The organism is Elizabethkingia bruuniana (assembly GCF_002024805.1).
GTDB lineage: Bacteria > Bacteroidota > Bacteroidia > Flavobacteriales > Weeksellaceae > Elizabethkingia > Elizabethkingia bruuniana.
The window spans coordinates 4,158,379-4,176,867 of the sequence record NZ_CP014337.1 but is presented as its reverse complement, the minus strand read 5'-3'; the positions used below and the strand labels follow the sequence as shown (position 1 = coordinate 4,176,867).

27 protein-coding genes are annotated in these 18,489 nt (G+C 36.0%); 7 read left to right on the top strand and 20 right to left on the bottom strand.

Going from position 1 to position 18,489, the window contains the following annotated elements:
- Positions 1-3: 3 nt before the first annotated feature.
- The 20 genes from rplO to rplC form a co-directional block, all read right to left on the bottom strand.
- Positions 4-453 (bottom strand): 50S ribosomal protein L15, encoded by a 450-nt coding sequence (gene rplO / locus AYC65_RS19500; RefSeq protein ID WP_034871580.1) that lies wholly within the window; start codon positions 451-453, stop codon positions 4-6.
- A 149-nt stretch (positions 454-602) separates the two neighbouring features.
- The gene (gene rpmD, locus AYC65_RS19495; RefSeq protein ID WP_034871581.1) at positions 603-782 is read right to left on the bottom strand and encodes a 50S ribosomal protein L30; all 180 of its coding nucleotides are present in this window, start codon (positions 780-782) and stop codon (positions 603-605) included.
- A gap of 11 nt (positions 783-793) precedes the next feature.
- Positions 794-1,315 carry a 30S ribosomal protein S5 gene (gene rpsE / locus AYC65_RS19490; protein WP_034871582.1) on the bottom strand — a complete coding sequence of 174 codons (522 nt, stop codon included), beginning with the start codon at positions 1,313-1,315 and terminating at the stop codon, positions 794-796.
- Between the two features lie 18 nt (positions 1,316-1,333).
- Positions 1,334-1,690: a 50S ribosomal protein L18 gene (gene rplR, locus AYC65_RS19485; RefSeq protein ID WP_034871584.1), complete on the bottom strand. Its 357-nt coding sequence runs from the start codon at positions 1,688-1,690 to the stop codon at positions 1,334-1,336.
- An 11-nt stretch (positions 1,691-1,701) separates the two neighbouring features.
- On the bottom strand, positions 1,702-2,247 hold the full coding sequence (gene rplF / locus AYC65_RS19480; RefSeq protein WP_034871585.1) for a 50S ribosomal protein L6: 546 nt from the start codon (positions 2,245-2,247) through the stop codon (positions 1,702-1,704).
- 17 nt (positions 2,248-2,264) lie between these two features.
- On the bottom strand, positions 2,265-2,663 hold the full coding sequence (gene rpsH / locus AYC65_RS19475; RefSeq protein WP_034871586.1) for a 30S ribosomal protein S8: 399 nt from the start codon (positions 2,661-2,663) through the stop codon (positions 2,265-2,267).
- Positions 2,664-2,820: 157 nt separating this feature from the next.
- Positions 2,821-3,090, bottom strand: a complete 270-nt coding sequence (gene rpsN, locus AYC65_RS19470; RefSeq protein WP_009087322.1) for a 30S ribosomal protein S14 — start codon at positions 3,088-3,090, stop codon at positions 2,821-2,823.
- Between the two features lie 3 nt (positions 3,091-3,093).
- Positions 3,094-3,645: a 50S ribosomal protein L5 gene (gene rplE, locus AYC65_RS19465; RefSeq protein WP_009087323.1), complete on the bottom strand. Its 552-nt coding sequence runs from the start codon at positions 3,643-3,645 to the stop codon at positions 3,094-3,096.
- Positions 3,646-3,659: 14 nt separating this feature from the next.
- Complete coding sequence (rplX, locus tag AYC65_RS19460; RefSeq protein WP_034871587.1) at positions 3,660-3,980, bottom strand: 50S ribosomal protein L24; 321 nt, start codon at positions 3,978-3,980, stop codon at positions 3,660-3,662.
- 20 nt (positions 3,981-4,000) lie between these two features.
- A complete protein-coding gene (gene rplN / locus AYC65_RS19455) occupies positions 4,001-4,369 on the bottom strand; it encodes a 50S ribosomal protein L14 (RefSeq protein WP_009087327.1) in 369 nt (122 codons plus the stop codon).
- Positions 4,369-4,623, bottom strand: coding sequence for a 30S ribosomal protein S17 (rpsQ, locus tag AYC65_RS19450; RefSeq protein WP_009087328.1), 255 nt, complete (start codon positions 4,621-4,623; stop codon positions 4,369-4,371). The genes rplN and rpsQ overlap by 1 nt, the downstream gene beginning before the upstream one ends.
- Before the next feature lie 14 nt (positions 4,624-4,637).
- Complete coding sequence (gene rpmC / locus AYC65_RS19445) at positions 4,638-4,823, bottom strand: 50S ribosomal protein L29 (RefSeq protein ID WP_009087330.1); 186 nt, start codon at positions 4,821-4,823, stop codon at positions 4,638-4,640.
- A gap of 15 nt (positions 4,824-4,838) precedes the next feature.
- Complete coding sequence (rplP, locus tag AYC65_RS19440; RefSeq protein WP_034871588.1) at positions 4,839-5,264, bottom strand: 50S ribosomal protein L16; 426 nt, start codon at positions 5,262-5,264, stop codon at positions 4,839-4,841.
- 85 nt (positions 5,265-5,349) lie between these two features.
- On the bottom strand, positions 5,350-6,078 hold the full coding sequence (gene rpsC / locus AYC65_RS19435) for a 30S ribosomal protein S3 (RefSeq protein WP_034871590.1): 729 nt from the start codon (positions 6,076-6,078) through the stop codon (positions 5,350-5,352).
- A gap of 7 nt (positions 6,079-6,085) precedes the next feature.
- Positions 6,086-6,490, bottom strand: coding sequence for a 50S ribosomal protein L22 (gene rplV / locus AYC65_RS19430; RefSeq protein WP_034871591.1), 405 nt, complete (start codon positions 6,488-6,490; stop codon positions 6,086-6,088).
- Positions 6,491-6,501: 11 nt separating this feature from the next.
- Complete coding sequence (gene rpsS, locus AYC65_RS19425; RefSeq protein ID WP_009087336.1) at positions 6,502-6,780, bottom strand: 30S ribosomal protein S19; 279 nt, start codon at positions 6,778-6,780, stop codon at positions 6,502-6,504.
- Positions 6,781-6,782: 2 nt separating this feature from the next.
- Entirely contained in the window at positions 6,783-7,604 is an 822-nt protein-coding gene (rplB, locus tag AYC65_RS19420) for a 50S ribosomal protein L2 (protein ID WP_034871592.1), read from the bottom strand.
- Positions 7,605-7,623: 19 nt separating this feature from the next.
- Entirely contained in the window at positions 7,624-7,914 is a 291-nt protein-coding gene (gene rplW, locus AYC65_RS19415) for a 50S ribosomal protein L23 (RefSeq protein ID WP_034871593.1), read from the bottom strand.
- A 9-nt stretch (positions 7,915-7,923) separates the two neighbouring features.
- Complete coding sequence (rplD, locus tag AYC65_RS19410; protein ID WP_034871594.1) at positions 7,924-8,553, bottom strand: 50S ribosomal protein L4; 630 nt, start codon at positions 8,551-8,553, stop codon at positions 7,924-7,926.
- The gene (gene rplC / locus AYC65_RS19405) at positions 8,544-9,170 is read right to left on the bottom strand and encodes a 50S ribosomal protein L3 (protein ID WP_034871595.1); all 627 of its coding nucleotides are present in this window, start codon (positions 9,168-9,170) and stop codon (positions 8,544-8,546) included. Before rplC ends, rplD begins: the two co-directional genes overlap by 10 nt.
- 282 nt (positions 9,171-9,452) lie before the next feature.
- Here rplC and AYC65_RS19400 point away from each other — a divergent pair, with 282 nt between their 5' ends.
- From AYC65_RS19400 to AYC65_RS19365, 7 genes are all read left to right on the top strand, one after another.
- Complete coding sequence (locus AYC65_RS19400; protein ID WP_034871596.1) at positions 9,453-10,736, top strand: DUF3472 domain-containing protein; 1,284 nt, start codon at positions 9,453-9,455, stop codon at positions 10,734-10,736.
- Positions 10,737-10,858: 122 nt separating this feature from the next.
- Positions 10,859-11,788, top strand: coding sequence for a DUF3078 domain-containing protein (locus tag AYC65_RS19395; protein WP_034871597.1), 930 nt, complete (start codon positions 10,859-10,861; stop codon positions 11,786-11,788).
- 398 nt (positions 11,789-12,186) lie between these two features.
- On the top strand, positions 12,187-12,873 hold the full coding sequence (locus AYC65_RS19385) for a hypothetical protein (RefSeq protein ID WP_034871599.1): 687 nt from the start codon (positions 12,187-12,189) through the stop codon (positions 12,871-12,873).
- 314 nt (positions 12,874-13,187) lie between these two features.
- The gene (locus AYC65_RS19380) at positions 13,188-14,657 is read left to right on the top strand and encodes an ankyrin repeat domain-containing protein (RefSeq protein ID WP_034871600.1); all 1,470 of its coding nucleotides are present in this window, start codon (positions 13,188-13,190) and stop codon (positions 14,655-14,657) included.
- Positions 14,658-14,732: 75 nt separating this feature from the next.
- Positions 14,733-15,215: a DUF2271 domain-containing protein gene (locus tag AYC65_RS19375; protein ID WP_034871601.1), complete on the top strand. Its 483-nt coding sequence runs from the start codon at positions 14,733-14,735 to the stop codon at positions 15,213-15,215.
- A gap of 15 nt (positions 15,216-15,230) precedes the next feature.
- Entirely contained in the window at positions 15,231-17,426 is a 2,196-nt protein-coding gene (locus AYC65_RS19370) for a PepSY domain-containing protein (protein ID WP_034871602.1), read from the top strand.
- A gap of 5 nt (positions 17,427-17,431) precedes the next feature.
- Positions 17,432-18,403 carry an FAD:protein FMN transferase gene (locus tag AYC65_RS19365; RefSeq protein ID WP_185097694.1) on the top strand — a complete coding sequence of 324 codons (972 nt, stop codon included), beginning with the start codon at positions 17,432-17,434 and terminating at the stop codon, positions 18,401-18,403.
- Positions 18,404-18,489 lie beyond the last annotated feature (86 nt).

The following is an 18,489-nucleotide window of genomic DNA, read 5'->3' as shown; positions in this document are numbered from 1 at the left end:
TGATTAAAGAGTAATTGCTTTACCTCCTGCTTTGTTGATTGCTTCTTCAGCTGATTTAGTAAACTTATCAGCAGAGATTGAAATGTTAGATTTCAATTCTCCTCTTCCTAAGATTTTTACTAAGTCGTTTTTAGAAACTAAGTTGTTCTCTACTAAAACATCTTTAGTGATATCACCAGTGATTCCTTTAGTATCGATAAGCAATTGGATAGTATCCAAGTTGATACCTTTGAACTCTTTTCTGTTAACGTTTTTGAAACCGAATTTAGGTAGTCTTCTTTGCAAAGGCATCTGACCCCCTTCAAAACCGATTTTTTGAGAGTAACCAGCTCTAGCCTTTTGACCTTTGTGACCTTTTGTAGCAGTACCTCCTTTACCGCTACCTTGTCCTCTACCAATTCTTTTGGAATTGTGAGTAGAACCTGAAGCCGGTTGTATGTTATTTAAATTCATAATTCTGATAGATTTTAGATTTACTCACGAATCTTTATTTCTAAAGTCGTTCGTGAAAAATACGTTTTTCAGATTTTATATAATCCGGAGAATTTTTGGAAAATTCGGGTGTGAAGATAACAAATATTCTCCGAATATTAAAATTCTTACTATTTTTCCTGAACTTCAACTAAGTGGCTTACGGTTGCTACCATTCCTAAGATAGATGGAGTAGCCTCATGTTCTACAACTTGTTGTAATTTCTTCAAGCCTAATGCTTCTAGTGTTAGCTTTTGGTTTTTTGTTCTACCAATAGCACTTCTTACTTGTTTGATTGCGATTTTTGCCATTGTTTTTAATATTAACCGTTAAACACTTTTGTTAATGAAACACCTCTCATTCTAGCAATTTCTTCAGGTCTTCTGATTTCTAATAAAGCTTTGAAAGTAGCTTTTACCACATTGTGTGGGTTAGAAGATCCTTTAGATTTTGAAAGTACATCATGTACTCCAGCTGATTCTAGTACTGCACGTACCGCACCACCTGCGATAAGTCCTGTACCGTGAGATGCAGGTCTTAAGAAGATGTCTGCTCCACCGTATCTAGCTGTAGTTTGGTGAGGGATTGTATGGTTAACTACCGGTACTTTTACTAAGTTTTTCTTAGCATCCTCAACAGCTTTAGAAATTGCAGAAGCAACTTCTTTAGACTTACCAAGGCCATAACCGATAACGCCGTCTTCATTACCTACCACTACGATAGCTGAAAATCCAAACGCACGTCCACCTTTAGTTACTTTAGTTACTCTGTTAACAGCCACGAGGCGATCTGTCAATTCTAATCCTCCGGGTTTTACTCTTTCGATATTATCTAGTCCTAACATATTGTCCGATTTTTAAAATTAGAATTTAAGTCCACCTTCTCTAGCACCATCAGCAAGAGCTTTTACTCTACCATGATACACGAAACCATTTCTATCAAACACAACTGAACCAATACCTGCAGCAACTGCTTTTTCAGCGATCTTTTTACCAACAAGTGTGGAGATTTCAGTTTTAGTCCCCTTTTCGTTAGCAAGATCTTTCTCACGAGAAGAAGCTGCTACTAAAGTTTTCCCACTTTTATCATCTACTAATTGAGCGTAGATTTCTTTATTACTTTTGAATACAGATAATCTTGGTAATTCAGCAGATCCGGAGATTTTGCCTCTTACTCTTCTTTTGATTCTGATTCTTTTTTCAACTTTTGTTAATGCCATTTTCTTAAATTTTAAGCAGATTTACCGGCTTTACGTCTAACATTTTCTCCTACGAATCTAACACCTTTACCTTTGTATGGTTCAGGCTTTCTGAATGAACGGATTTTAGCCGCTACCATCCCTAATAATTGCTTATCGTAAGAAGACAAAGTAATAATAGGGTTTTTACCTTTCTCAGTTAGCGTTTCTACTACTACTTCACTTGGAAGATCTAACACGATACCGTGAGAGAAACCTAATGCTAACTCTAGTTTCTGACCTTGGTTAGAAGCTCTGTAACCTACCCCTACCAACTCTAGTTTTTTTGTAAAGCCTTCAGATGTACCAACAATCATGTTATTGATTAAGGCTCTGTAAAGACCGTGAAGGGCTTTGTGCTGCTTAGAATCTGATGGACGGTTAACGTTAAGTTTACCTTCATTTTGTTCTAAAGTGATCCCGCTTGTAAGCTCTTGAGTTAACTCGCCTTTAGGCCCTTTTACTGTAACGAAACCGTCTTTTTCAGTAATGGTTACCCCAGCAGGAATTTCTATAATTGCATGACCAATTCTTGACATTTTCCTTTAATTAAAAATTAATAAACATAGCAAATTACTTCCCCTCCTACTTTCTCTTGTCTTGCTTTTTTATCTGTCATTACTCCTTTAGAAGTAGAGATAATAGCAATACCAAGTCCGTTCAATACTCTTGGAAGTTCCTCAGAACCTTTGTATTGTCTTAGACCTGGACGAGAAGCTCTCTGAATAGACTTGATAGCAGGTTTGTTAGTTTGCTTATCGTATTTTAAAGCGATTTTGATGTTCCCTTGAACAGCGCTATCTTCAAACTTGAAGTTTAAAATATAACCTTGGTCAAAAAGGATTTTCGTAATCTCTTTTTTGATTTTCGATGCAGGAATTTCCACCACTTTGTGGCCTGCGCTTTGTGCGTTCCTTACTCTTGTTAGGAAATCTGAAATTGGATCTGTTACCATTTCTTTGTTTTAAATTATTGGTTAATAACTGCTAGTTTTGACTTTCGACGTCAGATTTCAGATATCAGATTTCAGACAAATGGTATGTCTGCAATCTGACATCGTCCATCTTATATCCTGTAAAGCCAACTTGGCAATCTCGATTAGTTAATAATAATTACCAACTTGCTTTTTTAACTCCAGGGATAAGGCCTTGGTTAGCCATTTCTCTGAAAGTTACTCTGGAGATACCAAAAGTTCTCATGTAACCTCTTGGTCTTCCTGTAAGTTTACATCTGTTGTGTAGTCTTACCGGAGAAGCATTTTTAGGTAATTTTTGTAATGCTTCGTAATCACCAGCTTCTTTTAAAGCTTGTCTTTTAGCAGCATATTTAGCTACTAAAGCTTCTCTTTTGCGCTCACGCGCTTTCATTGATTCTTTAGCCATTTCTTAGTTCTTTTTGAAAGGTAAACCGAAGTGAGTTAAAAGCGCTTTAGCTTCTTTATCTGTACTAGCAGATGTTACGAAAGTGATATCCATACCTTGGATTTTTTTCACTTTGTCAATCACGATCTCTGGGAAGATGATTTGTTCAGTGATACCCAAGTTGTAGTTACCTCTACCATCAAAACCGTCAGCTTTAATTCCGTTAAAATCTCTGATACGTGGTAATGCAGAAGAAGTAAGTCTGTCTAAGAATTCATACATCATGTCTGCTCTTAGTGTTACTCTTGCTCCGATTGGCATACCTTTTCTTAATTTGAATGAAGCCTCATCCTTTTTAGAAATGGTTCCAACTGCTTTTTGACCAGTGATTGCGGTTAGCTCTTCTACAGCGTAGTCAACAATTTTCTTGTCAGCTGTTGCTGCTCCTAAACCTTGGCTCACTACAATTTTAAGTAATTTAGGTACCTGCATAACAGATTTGTACCCAAATTCTTCCATCATTGCAGGAACAATTTTCTCTTTATATAATTTTTTAGGTCTTACTATGTATTCCATGTTCTGTCTAAATATTATAAAGTTTCACCGGATTTCTTAGCAATTCTTACCTTCTTGTCACCCTCGATTTTGTAACCAACTTTAGTTGCTTTACCAGTTTTAGGGTCAACAATCGCTAGGTTAGAAATGTGGATAGAAGCTTCTCTTTCCACGATTCCTCCCTGAGGATTTTGTGCAGATGGTTTAACGTGTTTTTTAACGATGTTAAGACCTGCTACTACGGCTCTGTTCTTATCTTTGATAATTTCTATAACCTCTCCTACTTTACCTTTAATTTCTTTACGGCCTGTAGTTACGATTACATTATCTCCTCTTTTGATTTTTAACTTTGTCATTTTCTGTAAAATTTTAAAAATTAAAGAACTTCAGGAGCTAATGAAATTACCTTCATATATTCTTTATCTCTCAATTCACGAGCTACTGGCCCGAAAACACGAGTACCTCTCATTTCTCCTGCAGCGTTTAGTAATACACAAGCGTTGTCTTCGAAAGAGATGTAAGATCCATCTTTTCTTCTAACAGCTTTCTTAGTTCTTACTACTACCGCTTTAGATACTTGTCCTTTTTTAGCATTTCCTGATGGTGTAGAATCTTTGATAGTTACTACGATCTTATCACCAACTGAAGCATATCTTCTTCTGGTACCTCCCAGAACTCTGATTACTAGTACTTCTTTAGCACCAGTGTTATCAGCTACTTTTAATCTTGATTCTGTTTGTAACATTACTTAGCTTTTTCAATGATTCTTACTAATCTCCATCTCTTGCTCTTGCTTAAAGGTCTAGTTTCTTGGATTAAAACTGTATCGCCTTCGTTGCATTCGTTATTCTCGTCGTGAGCAGTATATTTTTTCGTCTTTAGAACGAATTTTCCATACATCGGGTGTTTCATTCTCATTGTTTCACTAACAACAATGGTTTTTTCCATTTTATTGCTGGAAACAACTCCGATTCTTTCTTTTCTTAAATTTCTTTCCATTGTAAGATGAAATATTATTGTTTGTTAGTTAATTCAGTTTGAAGTCTTGCGATGTTTCTTCTTAAATCTCTAATCTGAATTGGATTTTCGATAGGGCTAATTTTATGAGCCAATTTCATTTTGGTATAGTTAGCCTGAGCTTCTGCCAATTGGCTTTTTAGCTCCTCTGCGCTTAAATTTTTGATGTCAGCGTTTTTCATAATTCTTTAATTAGATTAAGAAGGTTGAACAAAATCGTTAGCAACTACGAACTTAGTTGTCACAGGTAATTTCTGAGCAGCTAATCTAAGAGCTTCTTTAGCGATATCGTAAGGAACTCCACCGATTTCAAACATAATCTTACCCGGTTTTACTACAGCTACCCAATATTCCACAGCACCTTTACCTTTACCCATCCTTACTTCGGCTGGTTTCTTAGTAATTGGCTTATCCGGGAAGATTTTGATCCATAGTTGACCTTCTCTTTTCATATATCTGGTTGCAGCAATACGTGCAGCTTCGATCTGTCTAGCAGTAATCCAAGCTCCTTCCATTGCCTTTACACCAAAAGTACCGTATGCAAGTTGACTACCTCTGTGAGCGTCACCTTTCATTTTCATCTTATGAACTTTACGGAACTTCGTTCTTCTTGGTTGTAACATAATTTAAATTTTAGATTTTAGATTTTAGATTTTGGATTTTAAAAAAGTAACGGTAATTTAAAATTTAATGGTCTAAAATTTTTAATTATTTTTTATCTCTTGAAGGTCTTCTGTTTTCTCTGTCGCCTCTGTTACCACCACCTGAAGGTCCTTTCTTAGGTTGACCAACTAATGGAGATAATTCTCTCTTACCGTAAACTTCACCTTTCATGATCCAAACTTTAACACCTAATCTACCATAAGTAGTGTGTGCTTCAGCCCAGTGGTAGTCAATATCTGCACGGAATGTAGATAATGGAATTCTACCTTCTTTGAAAGATTCGCTTCTTGCCATTTCAGCACCGTTCAATCTACCAGAGATTTGAACTTTGATACCTTCAGCACCCATTCTCATTGTAGAAGAAATAGCCATTTTCACAGCTCTTCTGTAAGAAATACGGTTCTCGATTTGCTTAGAGATACTTTCTGCTACCAAGATAGCATCTAGTTCAGGTCTCTTAATTTCGAAGATGTTGATTTGAATATCTTTCTTCGTAATTTTCTTAAGCTCTTCTTTTAATTTATCTACTTCCTGACCTCCCTTACCAATGATAAGACCTGGTCTTGCAGTAGTGATAGTTACAGTAACTAATTTAAGAGTTCTCTCGATATAAATTCTAGAGATACCTCCTTTTGCTAATCTTGCCTCAAGGTATCTTCTGATTTTATAATCTTCAGCGATTTTATCACCAAAATCTTTACCTCCAAACCAGTTAGAATCCCATCCTCTGATGATCCCTAATCTGTTACCTATTGGATTTGTCTTTTGTCCCATACCTTGATTATTGATTATCTGTTTTGTTACCTAAAATTAAAGTTACGTGGTTAGATCTCTTACGAATTCTGTAACCTCTTCCTTGCGGAGCTGGACGTAATCTCTTTAATTGTCTTGCGCTATCAACGAAAATCTCTTTTACAAAAAGATTTGCTTCTTCAATATCCTGTCCTTCGTTTTTCACTTGCCAGTTAGCAATTGCAGAAAGAAGTAATTTCTCTAACTTGTTAGAAGCTTCTTTCTTAGAATATTTAAGGATATATAAAGCTTTATCTACTTGCTCACCTCTGATGATGTCAGCAACTAATCTCATTTTTCTAGGAGATGAAGGGCAATCGTTTAATGATGCCTTTACAACGTCCGTATTTGCAGCTTTTCTTGCTAAAGCACTATCTTGTTTTCTTTTTCCCATGATTTCTGCTCTTATCTGCTTCCTTTGTTTTTATTACCACCGTGACCTCTGAATGAACGTGTTGGTGAAAACTCTCCTAATTTGTGTCCTACCATGTTCTCAGTAACATAAACAGGGATAAATTGTTTCCCGTTGTGTACTGCGATAGTTTGACCTACCATGTCTGGAGAAATCATAGATGCTCTAGACCAAGTTTTAATCACAGTCTTTTTATTAGACTCTATATTTGCCTGAACTTTCTTCTCTAATGTATGATGAATGAAAGGCCCTTTCTTAAGTGATCTTGCCATAATTATTTTCTTTTAGATACGATGTAACGGTTAGACACTTTGTTTTTCTTTCTGGTCTTGTAACCTTTAGCCGGCATACCGTTTCTAGATCTTGGGTGACCACCTGAAGAACGTCCTTCACCACCACCCATTGGGTGATCTACTGGGTTCATTACTACAGCTCTTGTTCTAGGTCTTCTACCTAACCATCTGCTTCTACCTGCTTTACCAGATACGGTAAGTTGGTGGTCAGAGTTAGATACAGAACCGATCATAGCCATACATTCCACTAAGATCATTCTTGATTCTCCTGAAGGTAATTTAATGATAGCATATTTACCATCTCTGGAAGTCAATTGTGCAGAAGATCCTGCGCTTCTAGCTAAGATAGCTCCTTGACCAGGACGCATTTCTACGCAAGAGATAACAGTACCTAAAGGAATGTTTTTCAACTTCATTGCATTTCCAACTTCTGGAGCAACGTTCTCACCAGATACTACTTTCTGATCTACTTTAATACCATTCGGAGCAACGATATATCTCTTTTCTCCGTCTGTGTACTCTAATAGAGCGATAAATGCAGTTCTGTTTGGATCGTACTCTACAGATTTTACCGTAGCTTCAACGTCGAATTTGTTTCTCTTGAAGTCGATAACTCTGTACTTTTTCTTGTGTCCACCGCCAGTGTAACGCATGGTCATTTTACCTGTGTTGTTACGTCCACCTGACTTTTTAATACCAACTGTTAGAGATTTCTCTGGTTTGTTGGTAGTAATTTCCTCAAAATTGTTTACAATTCTGAATCTCTGTCCTGGGGTGATAGGTTTTAATTTTCTAACAGACATTACTATTATTTATAATTAATTAATTCGTTGCGAAAATATCGATAGTTTCACCTTCTACTAACTGAACTAAAGCTTTCTTCAGTTTGTTGGTTTTACCTACCTGTAATCCTTTTTTAGTGTATTTAGAAGAAACTTTAGGCGCATAAATCATTGTGCGTACGTCTGCTACTTTTACACCATATGCTTCTTCGATAGCTAGTTTAACCTGGATTTTATTAGCCTTAGTATCTACTAAGAATGTATAAAGTCCACTAAGATCAGCTTGTGAAGTTGCTTTCTCTGATATAATTGGTTTAATAATTACTGACATAGCTCTTGATTATTTCTTTAAGTTTTCCTGAAATTTTTCTACAGCACCTTCTAAGAATACAATCTCACCAGCATTTACTAAGTCGTAAGAACTAATTTCGTTATAGTTCAATACTCTAGTTTTAGGTAAGTTTCTTGAAGATAAATATACATTCTTGTTAGCTTCAGGAATGATGAATAACGACTTTTTACCGTTTAATTCTAAAGCGTTCAACAAGTTGATGAATTCTTTAGTTTTAGGAGCGTCGAAATTCAAATTCTCTAAAACTTTAATGCTGTTATCTCTCATTTTTTGAGAAAGAACAGATTTCTTAGCTAATCTTTTGATAGCTTTATTTAACTTGAAACGGTAGTCTCTTGGTTTTGGACCGAATACTCTACCCCCTCCTTTGAAAGTTGGAGATTTAATATCACCATAACGTGCAGAACCAGATCCTTTTTGCTTCTTAAGCTTTCTTGTAGAAGCAGTAATTTCGCTTCTTTCTTTTGATTTATGAGTACCTTGTCTTTGTGCAGCAAGATATTGCTTAACCTCTAAGTAAACCGCGTGTTGGTTAGGCTCGATTCCGAATACTGTTTCGTCGAACGCTACTGTTCTTCCGGTTTCTTTTCCTGATGTATTTAATACTACTAGTTCCATTTTCTGATAATTACATAAGAATTTTTAGCCCCCGGAATAGCACCTTTTACTACTAAAAGATTTTGCTCTTCATCTACTTTTAACACCTGAAGGTTTTGTACAGTTACCTGCTTACCTCCCATTCTTCCAGCCATACGCATACCCTTGAATACTCTTGAAGGGTCAGATCCAGCACCGATAGAACCCGGAGCTCTTAATCTGTTATGCTGACCGTGTGAAGCCTGCATTACACCACCAAAGTTGTGTCTTTTAACAACACCCTGGAAGCCTTTACCTTTAGACGTACCTGTTACGTCCACATACTCTCCTTCTGCAAATAAATTTACAGTTACTTCTTCTCCTACTTTTACTTCATCAACGAATTCTCTGTAGAATTCAACCAACTTAGCTTTAGGAGTTGAACCAGCCTTTTTAAAATGACCAGCTAACGCTTTAGAAACGTTCTTCTCACTCTTGTCATCGAAACCTAACTGAACAGATTTGTATCCGTCCTTTTCAATGGTTCTGACCTGTAAAACCGAACATGGACCAGCTTGAATAACTGTACAAGGAATATTTTTTCCTTCTTCGTTAAACAAAGATGTCATTCCGATTTTTTTACCGATAATACCTGACATTATTAAATTATATATCTATTATTTTGTTTAAAACTCAACATTTTAGCAGGTTTAGTTATGTACTATGTTTGAAATAGGCATACTTCTTCCCTAAAATGAGTGTGCAAATGTAGGAATATTTTTCCAATCTGCAAATAAATTTTAAAAGAAATTGTTTGATTTTTTGCGAGTTATAAATTTTAACACCCAAAAGTTTCAACTCGTTTTTTACATGCTCAAAAAAATAATATTGAAAGAAAACTTCAGGAATTATTCTTAACATTGTAAAAAACTATAACGATCATGATAACAAAACTTACCCAATTAATCATTTCGGGCTGTTTGCTCCATGCAGGATTAACTTCTGCACAAACATTAGAAATTCCTTTGGCCGGAAACGCATTCATCACACAAAAAGCTCCTGATGCCACAACTACAATCTCAAGAGAGGGATTAACTAAATGGAATAGCACAGGAAGTATTGCAAGCACTTATTTCAGAGTAGACCGTCCCGGGCAAATCATATTAGGAATTAAAGCTAAATCCGGGACATCTGGCAGCAGTACTTTAAAAGTAAGCCTTAATGATATATCAAAAAATGTAACAATCAACTCTTCTGCTTTTTCAGACCATAATATAGGTACATTTAATATTAGTAAACCCGGATATATAAAGGTAGATATCCAAGGCATAACGAAGAACAATAATACATTTGGTGAAATTTCGCACATCACTGCTACAGGAGATGCTCTTTCCGGCAAAAATATCTTCAGCAATGATCCTGCCTATTACTATTGGGCACGAAGAGGCCCATCTTGCCATTTAGGATATACCCTACCCACTTCCGAGGACATCAACTATTTTTATAACGAAGTAACTATCCCAAAAGGCGAAGATAAAATTGGTTCTTACTTTATGGCTAATGGTTTTGGCGAAGGTTATTTTGGAATGCAGGTGAACTCTGAGAACGAAAGAAGAATCCTTTTCTCTGTATGGAGTCCTTTCAAAACAGACAATCCAAAAGAAATACCAGATGATCATAAAATAACACTGAACAAAGTTGGGCAGCAAGTAAAGACAGGAGAATTTGGAAACGAAGGTTCCGGAGGACAAAGCTATATGAAGTACAACTGGAGCGCAGGCAAGACTTATAAATTCTTACTCAAGGGTCAGCCAGACAGCAAAGGAAATACAGATTACACAGCATGGTTCTTTGCCCTTGAAAGTAAAGAATGGAAACTTATCGCAAGCTGGAAAAGACCACAAACCAATACTTATCTGAAAGGCTTCTATAGCTTTGTAGAAAACTTTAATCCCGAAAATGGCTACATGCACCGCAAAGCAGAATTCCATAATCAATGGGTAAGAACGGCTTCAGGAAAATGGTTGCCAGTATCCTCTGCCAAATTTACAGTAGATGCTACTTATAAAGCTCAGCAGCGTATAGATGCTATGGGCGGAACAAATGGAAAATCCTTCTTCCTGGCCAATGGTGGATTCTTCAATACAATTATTACTCCTGGTACGCTGTTCTCTGTACAGACACCTAAACAGGCACCTGTAATCGATTTTGAAAAACTTCCATAGAAATTCAGAAATCAGTTTTCAACATCAATAGATAATAATCCAAATATTGTATTTGGTAAACTTCAGCAGTCAACAGATTTATTAAAAGATTAATATATTTATCGCTTCAAATCTTAACTATTATGAAAAATAATTTATTGTTGGCTGCAGCTATTTGTATAGGTGCTACAGCTCTTAGTGCTCAGGAAAAAACCGCTGAAGCACCAAAAAACGATACTGTAAAGGCATGGTCTGTTACCGGACAAAACACTTTATTACTTAATCAGGCCGCTTTCTCCAACTGGGTTGGTGGTGGTGCCAATAACGTAGGCTGGATTGCCGGGGTGAATTACAACTTTACTTATGAAAAAGGTAAAGATCTTTGGGAAAACAATGTGATCTTAGGATATGGACAAAACAATACCAAAGGAACCGGAAATCGTAAGACTCAGGACATCCTTAACCTGAATACTAACTACGGACGTGAGTTTGCTAAAAACTGGTACATTTCCGGAGGTATAGGTTTCCAATCACAATTTGCACCCGGATATGAAAACGGAAATGACCCAAGTGCTAAAAAGATTTCCAACTTCATGGCGCCAGGTTATCTTAATATAGGTGCAGGTGTTACCTACAGACCCAACGACAATTTTACTATGACTCTGCGTCCTGCAAATGGACGTTGGACATTTGTAACTGACAAAGATCTTCAAAAGGCAGGAAATTACGGTTTGAAGAACGACGGAGATTCTTCTCTTTTCCAGTTCGGATTCCTGGGTACTGCAACTTATAAAGTGAAGCTGATGGAAAACATTACCTTAATTAACACTGCTTCTGTATTCTCTAATTACCTCGATCATCCGGACAGACTGGTTTTAGGTTATGGTGGAATTCTGAATTTGAAGGTCAACAAATATATTTCTGCTAATGTTACTCTGGATCTGTTATATGATCACAACCAGATACAGAAAACTCAGCTGAAGCAAACTCTTGGTGTTGGTTTAGCCTATAATATAGACAATGGTGTAAAGCGTAGTGAAAACAAACGCAACCAGGAATGGCAGAAAAAATAATCATTTGATTATTTACTTAAAACATAAAAACGAAAGCTCCTACTTTGTATGGAGCTTTTTCTCTTTTATAAACATCATACCTATATATATTATAAAGTTATCTAAAGTAAAAACACGTATTTGTAATTTGTTATAATCATTTAGAGCCTGTTTAAAATTTATTGCTAATACTCTTCGATAATTTAGTTCGTCAAGTTCACTATAAACTGGCTCATTACAGGCTGAGCTCGGAGTGACATTGCACATCCAAAATACTTTCCTTTAGAAGTGTCAGGCTGAGCCTGTCGAAGCTTAATGCTTGTTAAACTATAAAATAACAATGATTAAAAATCCCTGCTATCGGGGATATATTTTACTTATAGTACTTAATACTTTTGTATCAATTATTTAAAACGATTATGAAAATTAAATTCATCTTAACTCTTGTTTGTACTTTAATCATACAATTCTTCATTGCACAAACTGAAGTTAAAAAGCCCGAAGAAGCATTCGGATTGTATTTTGGTGCATTTCTAAAAAATGATGAAGGCATTCAAAAAGCATTAAACGATTATATGCGTCCAACCGTCGAAGGACAAGACATGTATAATTTCCATAATGATCTTAAAGACCAAATGAAAGAAAACATAGTTAAGTCATATGTCTCTATGCTTTCCAAGCCTACAGCGCAAGCCAACAAGGCAGAAATTGAAGCCTTCTTTGATATATTGATAGCCAATTTTAGAAATTCAAAATACAAGATCAAAAGTGTAAATCTCGTAGATAATGAATATCAGGAAGGTGAAAAAATAGCTGAATTGGTTTATGATGTTACATTTAAAATTCCTGAAACATCTTTGGAGGAAGAACCTGAGGTATCTGCTTATATCAATAAGCAAACGAAAAATCTAAAACCTGAGGAATTAAAAAAAATATTGACAGTCTCACTTCAAAACCTAAAAAATGCTACAAAAGAAATCACTATAGAGCAGAATTTCAGTCTTTATACCTTAAAACAGGATAATAAAGTTTTCTACTACAACGGTAACCCGAGTGAAATTGTAACAAATCTCACAGACTTCTATTTTGATAATACCAAATTCTAAATATTAAAATTGCCCTATTGAAGTTCACGCTGTAAAAGATCAAATTATTATAAAAATCATTTCTTCAAATGTATCACTTATAATAGCCACAACTTTATTATACAATTAAGGGTTACAAATAACTACCGTCCAATATTGTCCTTACTTTCGAAAGTAAGGATTTTTGCTTTAGACAACTTCTATATTATATTATGCTACTAAATCATTGTATCTGGATTTAATATGAAGAAATTCATAGTAAAAAGCTTTCTCCAGTCAAAATGAAGTAGTACTTTTGCGCAATACAATATTTAGAATAAATAAAAATAATAAAAATGAAAAAGATACTATACTCATCTTTATTTCTGTTTTCTTTATTTTTCAATGCTCAGCAAAATACTCTACTGAATGCAGACTTCTGGAAATCTAAGCCAGATGTGGAAAAGGTAAAAGCAGAAATCTCTAAAGGAAATAATCCTACAGAATTTAACGGATCAACATTCGATCCGGTTGCTTTAGCCATCAATAATGGAGCTCCACTAAGTACTATTAAATACTTGACAGAACAGAAAGGTAATTCCGTAGATAAATTGACGCATGACGGAAGACTTTATCTTCACTGGGCAGCAATGACCGGAAACAAAGAGGTTATTGAATACTTTATTTCCAAAGGATCTGACGTAAACAAATTAGATACAAAAGGACTTACACCACTTTCTTTTGCAGCATATTTTGGATTAGACAATCCGGAAATATATGATATGTTCTTCAAGGCAGGTGTTAATCCGAAACATAAATATAAAGATGGTGCTAACATTCTTTTACTGGCAATCGGAAATGATAAGGATGGTTCTTTAGTAAAACTTTTTACATCAAAAGGATTGGCATTAACAGATACTGATGATAAAGGTTATACTGCTTTCGATTATGCAACAAGCTTTGGAAACCTAGACCTATTGAAGTCTTTGAAAGCTAAAAATATTAAAGCGAATGATATTGCTTTGATTAATGCTGCACAAGGAACAAGAAAACAGGTGAATGGTATCGATTTATACAAATATCTTATTGAAGATGTAAAACTAAAACCTACAGCGGTGAGTGCAGATGGTTCTACAGCTTTACAGATTGTTGCAAGAAAGCCTAACCAAACTGAAATCATCAATTACCTTATTGGAAAGGGAACAGATGCTAATAAAGCAGATAACGAAGGAAACAATGCATTAATGGCAGCAGCTTCCGGTAAAGATATTAATAATGTAAAAGCTATTCTTCCGAAGGTTAAGAATATTAATACTGTAAATGTAAATGGTGAATCTGCATTAACACATGCAGTAAGATATGGCTCCCCTGAGATTGTAGCTTATTTATTGGATAACAAAGCCGATGTAAAAGTTGCAGACATCAAAGGAAATAATCTTGCCTACTATTTGGTACAATCTTACAGACCTGGTCCAAAAGATGAGTTCACTGAAAAGTTAGGCTTACTAAAAGCTAAAGGTTTCGATGTTACTACTCCACAAAAAGATGGCACTACCCTTCTTCACCTTGCAGTAGCCAAAAGTAATCTGGATCTTCTGAAAAAACTAGCTCCACTGAATATAGATGTTAATGCAGTAGACAAAGAACAGATGACTGCTTTGCACAAAGCGGCACTTATTGCTAAGGATGATACAATTCTAAAGTATCTTGTATCTTTGGGAGCTAAAAAGGACCTGAAAACCGAGTTTGAAGAAACGGCTTACAATCTGGCTTCTGAAAATGAAACGTTGAAAGGTAACAAGGTAGCATTAGACTTTTTAAAATAATCTGTAAAGGTGTAGACTATTTAAAACTCAACTATAGCAGCTATACAGATTATTAAACAATAATAAAATAAAGAGATGAAATCATTTTTCAAAATACAGCTGGTAGGAATCCTGACTTTACTTTGTGCAGGACTCGCTACAGCGCAGGTATCCAAATATAAATGTATGCTTCAGATGGTAAACTATACCGGAGAGAAAGCTTACATAGTAGTATCATTAATCAACCCTAAAGGGCAATATGAAAAAACCCTTTATATGATGGGACCAGACAAAAAATGGTATGATACACTAAAGGAGTGGCATAAGTCACAAGGAAAAAGCAATGTAAAGCTTAATGCCATTACCGGAGCATCTGTTGCTGGTGGTGACAGAAGTATTACCACTTTTGCAATAGAAGATAAATTCTTAAATAAAGGATACAAAATTCGTTTCGAGTCAGCAGTAGAAGATCAGAAATATTATGTAAGCGACATAGAAATTCCATTAACCTCTGCAGAAGTTACAGCTAAAGCTGAAGGTAAAGGATACATCAGATACGTTAAACTAAATAAGTTATAATAAAGAAATCCAAAGATGACATTATCTATTTGGAGGTATGCACACTTAGCCTTAGCTATTCTTACATTTTCTTTTTTAATCGTAGCCTCCTCCACAGGAGTAATATTAGCTTACGATGCAGCTCAGGAAAAAGTGCAACCTTATCGGGTGGATGATTTCAGCGAAATAAATCTTGCGCAATCCCTACCGGAATTGCGCAAAGTTTTTCCGGAAATCACCGAAATTACTGTAGACCACAATCAGTTTGTTACCCTTGAAGGCTTCGATCAGGACGGAAAGGAGGTTAAAGCTTATATTAATCCCAAAACCGGAAAGATCCTGGGCAAACCTGTTGAGAAAGGTGAATTCATCAATTGGGTAACATCTCTTCACCGTTCCCTGTTTCTAAAAGAAACCGGGCGTTTTACCGTAGGTGTAATTTCTTTTCTCTTAATGCTGATCAGTATTTCCGGATCAATTCTAATTATCAAAAGACAACAAGGTGTAAAACACTTTTTTGACAAGATCAAGAAAGATTTCTTTTCACAATACTTTCATGTTGTGTCCGGAAGGCTTCTCCTGATTCCTGTTTTAGTTATCGCCATAACCGGAACTTATCTGTTCATGATCCGTTTCGAGTTTATCCCTAAAGGAAAAAATGAGAATGTCATTATTAAAAAGAGCAATGATGAGTCTGAAAAGAAATTGGCAGATTTCCCAATCTTTAAGGAAACCAAATTCAGCAGTGTCAAGAAAATAGAATTTCCGTTTATCGAGGACGAACCTGAAGAATACTTTGTTCTAAAGCTTAAAGATCGCGAGATTTCAGTAAATCAGATCAACGGTAATATTGTTAAAGAAGAAAAATATCCTCTAACTACTATTTACGACAACCTCAGCCTTAGTCTGCATACAGGTCGTGGCAGTGTTACATGGGCTATTATCCTGGGACTGGCCTCTCTTAATATTCTCATGTTTATTTATTCCGGTTTTGTTATTACTTTTAAAAGAACAAGGAATAAAATCAGAAACAAATATAAAGCAGAAGATGCGGAGATTGTTATTCTGGTAGGTTCGGAAAATGGTTCTACTTTAGGCTTTGCAAGCCATATCCATTCGCAATTTAATTCGGCTGGCAAGAAGTCTTTCCTTACTGAACTGAATCAGTATAAAGCTTTCCCTAAAGCAGAACATATACTGGTTTTTACTTCAACTTATGGTTTGGGGGATGCACCAACTAATGCTAAACATTTTAAAAACCTTCTGGCTAAATTTCCACAAAATCAGAAAGTAAAATATTCTGTCGTAGGCTTTGGGTCCAAGGCTTATGAAGACTTCTGCGGTTATGCTATTGAAATCGATCAGCTTCTGAGTGAACAAAATTGGGCAGAGCCTCAGTTAGCACTACATACCGTTAATGATCGTTCTACAATTGAGTTTGCAGAATGGGCCAAGCAATGGAGTTATGAAACAATGATTCCTTTAGCATCCGCCCCTTCATTATACAACCAAAAGACACCTCCTCTGAAACCAATGAAAGTAGTTGGTAAAAGTGAGATTGTGGAAGAAGTAACAACATTCAAAATACTTCTGAAACCTGGACGTACGCTAAGTTTTAAATCGGGTGATCTTTTGGCTATCTATCCGGATAACGATCATAAAGAACGTTTCTATTCTATAGGAAAAGTAGACGGTGCTATACAGCTTGTTGTAAAGCTTTATGAAAATGGATTAGGTTCCGGCTTCCTTTACAAACTGAAAGAAGGACAGGAAATAAAAGCCCGCATTGTTAAAAACTCTGAATTCCATTTACCTAAGAAAGCAAATAAAGTAGCTATGATTGCTAACGGAACCGGAATTGCTCCTTTCTTGGGAATGATTGAGGAAAACTCTAAAGAAACGGAAGCCCACCTTTACTGTGGATTCCGCAGATCCAGCAAGCTCACCAAAAGCTATGAAGACTTTGCTGCAGAAAACATACAGAAAGGCAAACTGGCTAAATTAAATCTTGCTTATTCCAGAGAAGAGCAGTCTCAGTACGTTATGGATCTTGTAAAAAGAGATTCTGCATTCTTTATGGAGTTGCTAGCCCAAGGCGGATATATCATGATTTGTGGTGCATTAAAAATGCAGCATGATCTGGAAGATTTACTCAGAGACTTATGTGCCCAGCAGAGTAAAAATTACGAAGATTATAAAACCAACGGACAAATATTGACCGATTGTTATTAAGCCATATGAACAGGACTGATCTCTTTATCAGAATTACATTACTACTTTGTACTATCAATATCTCTGCACAAGTACAGAGGAGCAGACTCGTTACTTTAATGGGTAGTCGGTTTCAGATAACCCTGGTAGATAAAGATTCTATTTCTGCAGAACGGAATATTGATCAAGCTATAGCTGAAATTACCAGAATCGAGAATCTTATTTCCGAATGGAGACCCGAAACACAAATTTCTCAGGTAAACCAAAATGCAGGAATAAGACCGATAAAAGTAGATAAGGAAGTATTTGACCTGACGAAAAAAGGTTTATACTTTTCTAAACTTACAGACGGAGCCTTCGATATCAGTATTGTTGCTATGGACAAAATCTGGAAATTCGATGATTCTATGGATGAGCTTCCAAGTGAACAGGCCATTAAAGAATCGGTAAGAAATGTTGGCTATCAGAATATAATACTCGATAGTACCAACTCTACTATTTTTTTGAAAAACCCCGGAATGAAAATAGGTTTCGGTTCTATTGGCAAAGGCTATGCTGCGGATAAAACCCGGGATCTGATGAAAAGTATGGGGGTAAAAGCAGGAATTATTGATGCTTCCGGAGATATCTCTACGTGGGGAACCCAACCCGACGGAAAGCCATGGGCAATAGGAATCAACAACCCATTCAATGATCATAAAATGGCAGCTATTCTTTATTTCAAAGAAAATGCTGTAACAACTTCCGGCAGTTATGAGAAGTATGCAGAAATTCACGGGAAACGCTATTCTCATATTATGAACCCTAAAACCGGATATCCATCTACCGGCCTTACAAGCGTAACGATTACCGGACCTAATGCAACTATGGCCAATGGCTTCAGTACTTCTGTTATGGTATTAGGAGAGAAAGACGGCTTAAAACTCTTAAAACCGTTTCCAGAATATCATTATCTTCTAATTACTGACAAAGGAAAGATTATTAAGAATATCAAATAAAACAAAACGAGCCGGGAAATATTCCGGCTCGTTTTGTTAATCTCTTGGGTATTCATATAGTTTATAAACAAGAATAATTATAATTC

Coding starts and splice junctions, on each gene's coding strand:
- rplO (WP_034871580.1), bottom strand. CDS start 453: ATGAATTTAAATAACATACAACCGGCTTCAGGTTCTACTCACAATTCC.
- rpmD (WP_034871581.1), bottom strand. CDS start 782: ATGGCAAAAATCGCAATCAAACAAGTAAGAAGTGCTATTGGTAGAACA.
- rpsE (WP_034871582.1), bottom strand. CDS start 1,315: ATGTTAGGACTAGATAATATCGAAAGAGTAAAACCCGGAGGATTAGAA.
- rplR (WP_034871584.1), bottom strand. CDS start 1,690: ATGGCATTAACAAAAGTTGAAAAAAGAATCAGAATCAAAAGAAGAGTA.
- rplF (WP_034871585.1), bottom strand. CDS start 2,247: ATGTCAAGAATTGGTCATGCAATTATAGAAATTCCTGCTGGGGTAACC.
- rpsH (WP_034871586.1), bottom strand. CDS start 2,663: ATGGTAACAGATCCAATTTCAGATTTCCTAACAAGAGTAAGGAACGCA.
- rpsN (WP_009087322.1), bottom strand. CDS start 3,090: ATGGCTAAAGAATCAATGAAAGCGCGTGAGCGCAAAAGAGAAGCTTTA.
- rplE (WP_009087323.1), bottom strand. CDS start 3,645: ATGGAATACATAGTAAGACCTAAAAAATTATATAAAGAGAAAATTGTT.
- rplX (WP_034871587.1), bottom strand. CDS start 3,980: ATGACAAAGTTAAAAATCAAAAGAGGAGATAATGTAATCGTAACTACA.
- rplN (WP_009087327.1), bottom strand. CDS start 4,369: ATGTTACAAACAGAATCAAGATTAAAAGTAGCTGATAACACTGGTGCT.
- rpsQ (WP_009087328.1), bottom strand. CDS start 4,623: ATGGAAAGAAATTTAAGAAAAGAAAGAATCGGAGTTGTTTCCAGCAAT.
- rpmC (WP_009087330.1), bottom strand. CDS start 4,823: ATGAAAAACGCTGACATCAAAAATTTAAGCGCAGAGGAGCTAAAAAGC.
- rplP (WP_034871588.1), bottom strand. CDS start 5,264: ATGTTACAACCAAGAAGAACGAAGTTCCGTAAAGTTCATAAGATGAAA.
- rpsC (WP_034871590.1), bottom strand. CDS start 6,078: ATGGGACAAAAGACAAATCCAATAGGTAACAGATTAGGGATCATCAGA.
- rplV (WP_034871591.1), bottom strand. CDS start 6,490: ATGGGAAAAAGAAAACAAGATAGTGCTTTAGCAAGAAAAGCTGCAAAT.
- rpsS (WP_009087336.1), bottom strand. CDS start 6,780: ATGGCAAGATCACTTAAGAAAGGGCCTTTCATTCATCATACATTAGAG.
- rplB (WP_034871592.1), bottom strand. CDS start 7,604: ATGTCTGTTAGAAAATTAAAACCTATCACCCCAGGACAGAGATTCAGA.
- rplW (WP_034871593.1), bottom strand. CDS start 7,914: ATGTCAGTAATTATTAAACCAATTATATCAGAGAAAGCAACTTCACAA.
- rplD (WP_034871594.1), bottom strand. CDS start 8,553: ATGGAACTAGTAGTATTAAATACATCAGGAAAAGAAACCGGAAGAACA.
- rplC (WP_034871595.1), bottom strand. CDS start 9,170: ATGTCAGGTATTATCGGTAAAAAAATCGGAATGACATCTTTGTTTAAC.
- AYC65_RS19400 (WP_034871596.1), top strand. CDS start 9,453: ATGATAACAAAACTTACCCAATTAATCATTTCGGGCTGTTTGCTCCAT.
- AYC65_RS19395 (WP_034871597.1), top strand. CDS start 10,859: ATGAAAAATAATTTATTGTTGGCTGCAGCTATTTGTATAGGTGCTACA.
- AYC65_RS19385 (WP_034871599.1), top strand. CDS start 12,187: ATGAAAATTAAATTCATCTTAACTCTTGTTTGTACTTTAATCATACAA.
- AYC65_RS19380 (WP_034871600.1), top strand. CDS start 13,188: ATGAAAAAGATACTATACTCATCTTTATTTCTGTTTTCTTTATTTTTC.
- AYC65_RS19375 (WP_034871601.1), top strand. CDS start 14,733: ATGAAATCATTTTTCAAAATACAGCTGGTAGGAATCCTGACTTTACTT.
- AYC65_RS19370 (WP_034871602.1), top strand. CDS start 15,231: ATGACATTATCTATTTGGAGGTATGCACACTTAGCCTTAGCTATTCTT.
- AYC65_RS19365 (WP_185097694.1), top strand. CDS start 17,432: ATGAACAGGACTGATCTCTTTATCAGAATTACATTACTACTTTGTACT.